This window comes from Streptomyces yerevanensis, assembly GCF_000716805.1.
GTDB classification, from domain to species: Bacteria; Actinomycetota; Actinomycetes; order Streptomycetales; family Streptomycetaceae; genus Streptomyces; species Streptomyces flaveus.
This window is the reverse complement of sequence record NZ_JNWJ01000139.1, coordinates 1-5,256: the sequence shown is the minus strand read 5'-3', so window position 1 is coordinate 5,256 and position 5,256 is coordinate 1. Positions and strand designations below refer to the sequence as shown.

At 68.7% G+C, this 5,256-nt stretch carries 5 protein-coding genes and 1 pseudogene; 5 read left to right on the top strand and 1 reads right to left on the bottom strand.

The features are described 5' to 3' along the window. Positions 1-273 precede the first annotated feature (273 nt). Positions 274-839: pseudogene (locus OP79_RS50230) on the top strand (transposase); the annotation flags it as partial. A gap of 67 nt (positions 840-906) precedes the next feature. On the opposite strand, the gene OP79_RS48215 reads toward OP79_RS50230, so the two are convergent. After that, positions 907-1,806: a LysR substrate-binding domain-containing protein gene (locus tag OP79_RS48215; RefSeq protein WP_033329581.1), complete on the bottom strand. Its 900-nt coding sequence runs from the start codon at positions 1,804-1,806 to the stop codon at positions 907-909. 110 nt (positions 1,807-1,916) lie between these two features. On the opposite strand from OP79_RS48215, the gene OP79_RS48210 reads away from it, so the two are divergent. The 4 genes from OP79_RS48210 to OP79_RS58900 all read left to right on the top strand — a co-directional run. Then, complete coding sequence (locus OP79_RS48210) at positions 1,917-3,110, top strand: four-carbon acid sugar kinase family protein (protein ID WP_051745877.1); 1,194 nt, start codon at positions 1,917-1,919, stop codon at positions 3,108-3,110. Further along, the gene (gene pdxA, locus OP79_RS48205) at positions 3,107-4,096 is read left to right on the top strand and encodes a 4-hydroxythreonine-4-phosphate dehydrogenase PdxA (RefSeq protein WP_033329580.1); all 990 of its coding nucleotides are present in this window, start codon (positions 3,107-3,109) and stop codon (positions 4,094-4,096) included. The genes OP79_RS48210 and pdxA overlap by 4 nt, the downstream gene beginning before the upstream one ends. A 55-nt stretch (positions 4,097-4,151) precedes the next feature. Further along, the gene (locus OP79_RS48200; protein ID WP_051745874.1) at positions 4,152-4,811 is read left to right on the top strand and encodes a HisA/HisF-related TIM barrel protein; all 660 of its coding nucleotides are present in this window, start codon (positions 4,152-4,154) and stop codon (positions 4,809-4,811) included. A 133-nt stretch (positions 4,812-4,944) separates the two neighbouring features. Continuing rightward, positions 4,945-5,256: NAD(P)-dependent oxidoreductase (locus OP79_RS58900; protein WP_483855344.1), on the top strand; the 312-nt coding region annotated here is incomplete at its 3' end.

Below are 5,256 nucleotides of genomic sequence, written 5' to 3'. Positions count from 1 at the left end.
TACTACCTGGCCGACGGCCGGATCGTCGGCGAACGGGGCCAGCCCGACCTCCTCGGGGTGATGCAGCAGATCGGTGCCCTGCCGGCGCCGTGAACCTCGCAGCGCCGCATGAGGTCGGTCTTCTTCTTGATCCGGCGTCTTCGCGCAGACAGCGCCCGTTACGGCGAGAGCTGCATGGGGTGTCTTGTCACCGCTGACGTGACCGGGCCGGGTGTGGGAGTGCTCGCCGCCCTGCGGGCGAATACTGCAACCCTCGAATACCGACACTCCACCAGTGTCTTCGAAGACGAGGCCGGGTTCTCCATGACGCCGCCGGTTGCCCGCACCTGGGGCCGGCGCGGGCATACCCCTGTCATTCGGGTCCGGGGCAGATCCCGCCGCAGGACCTCGGTCGCGGCGCTGTGCTGTTACAAACCCGGCGAAAGCGGCCGCCTCATCCACCGGCCCCGCGGCCATCTCCTGCTCAAGGGCGCCCGGAAAAGCTTCTCCTGGCAGGACTACCGGGATCTGCTGGTCCGGGCACATATCCAGCTTGACGGCCCCATCGTGGTGGTCTGGGACAATCTCGCACTCATCTGGCAGCCGGGCTGAAACGGTACGAGGCCGAGCACGACTGGCTCACCACCGCCCGGCTACCGTCGTACGCACCCGACCTCAATCCCGTTGAGGCCGTCTGGTCACTCGTGCGCAGAGCAATGGCCAACACCGCGTTCGATACACCCGACGACCTCGATCACAAACTCCGCCGCGAGTTACGCAGGATCCAGCTCCGGCCCCACCTGATCGACGGATGCCTCACCGCGACCGGCCTGGTTTTCACATCACCGACCCCGCCCTGAAAACCTCAGTAACTGCGCCAGCAACCAGACGGGACACCAAGCAACGAAGGTCCGACAAGCCCAGTGGTCACACCTCTTCGGAATCGCTTTCGAGCTGGGTCGTCTGGGCCCGCAGCCATGCCGTCAGCTGGCGGACGCGTACGTCTTGCTCGGGTGGTTGACGGCTGAGGAGGTGGTAGCTGGTGCCGTCGGGGACGAAACCGAAGGGTGCGACGAGTTGCCCTCGCTCGAGGTCGTCGCGGACGACGGCATACGGTGCGATCGCGACCCCGACGCCGGCCGCGGCAGCTTGGAGGGTCAGGTAGAAGTGCTCCAGGGTCTGCTGGGAGGCGGGTTCTGCTTTCATGCCGGTGATGCCTCGCCAGTCGTCCCACGCCTGCGGTCGTGTACCGGTGTGCAGAAGGACTACCTCCGATATGCCGGCGCCGGTCAGGCGGTTCGCGAGATCGGGCCGGCAGACGGGTCCGATCCGCTCTGCGAACAAGCAGGTCCGGCTCACTTTTTCGGGAAACGGGAAGTCGTCTCGGCGGATCGCGAGGTCGATGTTGTCCCGCTCGAAGAAGACGGGGCCGCCGCCTGCGGACAGGTGGACGGTGACGTCTGGCACGTTCACGGCCAGATCGGGCAGCCGGGGAATGAGCCACCGCATCAGGAGTGTGGGCTCGCACGAGAGGGTGAGCGGTCCTGCGGGTGTGCGCTGTGAGATCTGCCGGGCGGCTGCATCGATCTGATCAAGTGCGTCTCTGACGACGGCTGCCAGCTGGCGCGCCTGCGGGGTCGGGCGCAAGGCGCGTGTCTGACGCTCGAACAGTGATACCCCGAGGGACCGCTCCAGGTTCTGGACCTGTCGGCTCACCGCGCCGTGCGTCACATGCAGCTCCTGCGCCGCCGCGGTCATGCTCGCGTGCCGGACGGTCGCTTCGAAGGGCAGCAGAGTATTCAGTGGAGGCAGACCCGACCATCGCATACGTGAATTTTACTCACAGGTCTCGTGAGAATGAATCGCTTGTCGAGCCCTTTTGCCTGACCGACTATTGATTCAGTCACAGAAAAGGCTGACCAACGGAGAGGTGGGGCATGACATTCCGCAACGACGAGCGGACGGGCATCGCCGTCCTGGCGGATGACCTCACCAGCGCCGGGGACGGTGCCGCGCCGTTCCGCCGGGCCGGGCACGACGCCCGAATCCTGCTCTCCACCCCGGCAGTGGTGCCGCAGCACGCCGCGGGCGTGACCGCGGTCGACCTTGGAAGCCGCGTACTGGACGAGGAGGCCGCCACTAGGCGTACGTGGCGGGCGGCGCGCCTGTTCGCCGACTCTGAGCTGCTCTTGAAAACGGTGGATTCCACCCTGCGCGGTCATGTCGCGGTCGAGGTCCGGGCTGCGTGGGCGGGATCGCGGCGGAGAGCCGCCATCATCGCCCCGGCCTTCCCAGCGGAGGGCAGGGTGACGGTGGAGGGAGTCCAATATGTGCGGGGCGTGCCGGTCCACGAGAGTGACTTCGCACGCGACCCGGTACACCCCGTGCGGTGCTCGGACCTGGCGACGGTATTCCCGGAGGCCGTTCTGGCAGGCCCGGGCCGGGCGGCCGAGCTGCCCGAACTGATCGGCAACGGTGACCTGATCGTCTACTCCGCAGCGGGTGATGACGACCTCGACCACCTGGTGGCAGCGGTACCGCGCCTTGACGACGTGCTGTGGGTCGGCTCCCCGGGGCTGGCGGCCGCCCTGGCCCGAAGGTGCGCACGCGCTGCCGGCAGCGCTGCTTCGGTGTCTGCGCCCGCCCGACGCCCACTGATCGTCGTCGGCAGTGCCAACCCGGCGACCCGGCGGCAGCTGGCCGCGCTCCGCGCCCGGGCGGATGTTCAAGGGATCACCGTCAGCGGCGATCCGGCCACGGCCGTGGAGACGCTGCGCGGCCTGACGGCCCCCGTCCTCACCTTGCAAACACCCGATGAACGCCGCGCGCCACAGACCGCGCAAGCACTCGCCCGGTCTCTGGCAGCAGTCGTCCAGGCTCTCACCGAAGAGCACACGGTCGACGCGCTCATCGTCACCGGGGGAGAAACGGCCGCGACCGTGCTCCAGACCCTTGGTGCCACCGGCATCGGCCTGCTCGACGAACCCGAACCCGGCGTCGCCCGCGGAACGCTGCTCGGGCAGCTCCCCCTCCCCGTGCTGATCAAGGCGGGCGGCTTCGGCGACGACGCCATGTTCCTGCGCCTGTGCCACCTCATCCGACACCCCCTCGACCCAGGAGAGCACGCATGACCCCGATCGCCATCACCATGGGCGACCCCTGCGGAATCGGCCCCGAGATCACCCTGAAGGCGTGTGCCGATCCCCGGCGCACCGTGCCCGTCGTCGTCATCGGCGACGTGGGCGTCCTCGCCCGCGCCGACCGGGTCGCCGGAACCCGCCTAACCCTTCGCCCCATCGCATCCGTCGACCAGGCGGCGTTCGCGCCCGGCACGGTGGACGTCCTCACCGAGGACGGCCTTCCGGCCGACCTGCGCTGGGGCACGCTCGACGCACGCGCGGGAGCGGCGTCCTTCCAGTACGTCCGCCGTGGTATCCAGCTCGCCCTGGCAGGCGAGGTACGGGCCCTGGTTACCGCGCCGATCAACAAGGAAGCACTGCGCATGTCCGGCGTCCCCTACCCCGGGCACACCGAGATCCTCGCCGACCTGTCCGGCACCAAGGACTACGCGATGATGATGGCCACCGACGAGCTGCGGACCGTCCTGGTCACCGTGCACCAGTCCCTGCGCACCGCGATCGACGCGATCACCACCGCCCGCGAACTCGACATCATCCGCCTGACCCACCGCACACTCCAGCGCGGCGGCCTGCCCGCCCCGCGCATCGCCGTCGCCGGCCTCAACCCCCACGCAGGGGAGAACGGCCTGTTCGGCCGCGAGGACCTGGACATCATCACCCCCGCCATCCAGGCCGCGCAGAGCGAAGGCATCCAGGCCAGTGGACCCTGGCCCGCCGACACCGTCTTCATGCGAGCCCGCGCCGGAGCCTTCGACGCCGTGGTCGCCCAGTACCACGACCAGGGCCTGATCCCCGTCAAGTACCTCGGGATCGAACACGGCGTCAACATCACCATCGGCCTGCCCTTCGTCCGCACCAGCGTCGACCACGGCACCGCCTTCGACATCGCAGGTCTCGGCACGGCCGACCACACCAGCCTGCTCACCGCCCTGACCCACGCTGACCGCCTGTCCTCAGGGGCACCGGCCCGCCCCTGACCACCGACTCACACCAACCCGGAACAAAAACCGGAACAGAAAGCCGAAGGACACCGTGGACTTCATCTTCATGCTCACCCGCGACGACCGCACCGTCACCGACTGCCTCGATGTTCTCGACACCATCAAAGACCTCGGCATCACCCACATCGGATTCAAGGACATCGGCGTCGACCGCGACACCCTCGCCCAGCTCCACGCCCGCATCAAGGACATGGGTGCCACCACCTACCTCGAAGTCGTCAGCACCGACCGGGACCAGGCCCTTGCCTCAGTACGGACAGCCACCGAACTCGGCGTCGACTGGCTGATGGGCGGTACCTGGATCGAGGAGACCCTCGATCTCCTGCAGGGCACGTCCATCGGCTACCTGCCCTTCGCCGGAGAACCCCTCGGGCACCCCACCCGCCTCGCCGGCGACCCGGACCGCATCGCCGATGACTGCCGACGGGCGGAAGCCGCGGGCTGCGCCGGCATCGACCTTCTCGCCTATCGCGCCACCGATGCCGACCCCCTCGACCTGGTCCGCGCCGCCCGCGCCGCCACCACCGGCCGCCTGGTCATCGCCGGCTCCATCACCAGCACCGACCAGATACAGGCACTCGCATCAGCCGGAGCCGACGCCTTCACCATCGGATCCGCCGCCTTCGACGGCTCTCTGCGGCCCCACGCCGGGACCATCCGATCCCAACTGGCCCCCGTGGTCGGCCTGTAGCGAGAGCCGCCCCCGGGAGCCCAGAAGAAGCGACCGAGCAAGGTCACGGGCGGGGTGAGGTCGAGTCACACGGCCATCGGCTGGATCTCTTGACTCCCCCCTAAGCCGCTGTCACTCTGTGCCGAATACCGGCATGATGTACCACAATGTGGCACGACGGAAGGGTCCGAGGGCTGGGGTGGATCCCCGAACCCGGGACGCATGCGAGCGTTGGGGCCCCAGGGCGCGCCCCCTCCAAGTCGCCACCAAGCATCCTCACGCTCAGGACCCAGCTTGCGGCCCGGCGTTACGAAAGGAAAGTCCTGTGTCAGCTGCGAGGAGACGTGTCGCCGTGGTCGGCGTGGGAACGATGGGCAGCCAGGCCGCCTGGCGGCTGGCGGCACGGGGCGCCGAAGTCGTCGGCTACGACCGGTTCGCCCCCGGCCACGACCGCAGCGCCGCGGGC

Bases quoted from the DNA above. Each gene is read 5' to 3' on its own strand.
- OP79_RS48215 (WP_033329581.1), bottom strand. From the start codon at position 1,806: ATGCGATGGTCGGGTCTGCCTCCACTGAATACTCTGCTGCCCTTCGAA.
- OP79_RS48210 (WP_051745877.1), top strand. From the start codon at position 1,917: ATGACATTCCGCAACGACGAGCGGACGGGCATCGCCGTCCTGGCGGAT.
- pdxA (WP_033329580.1), top strand. From the start codon at position 3,107: ATGACCCCGATCGCCATCACCATGGGCGACCCCTGCGGAATCGGCCCC.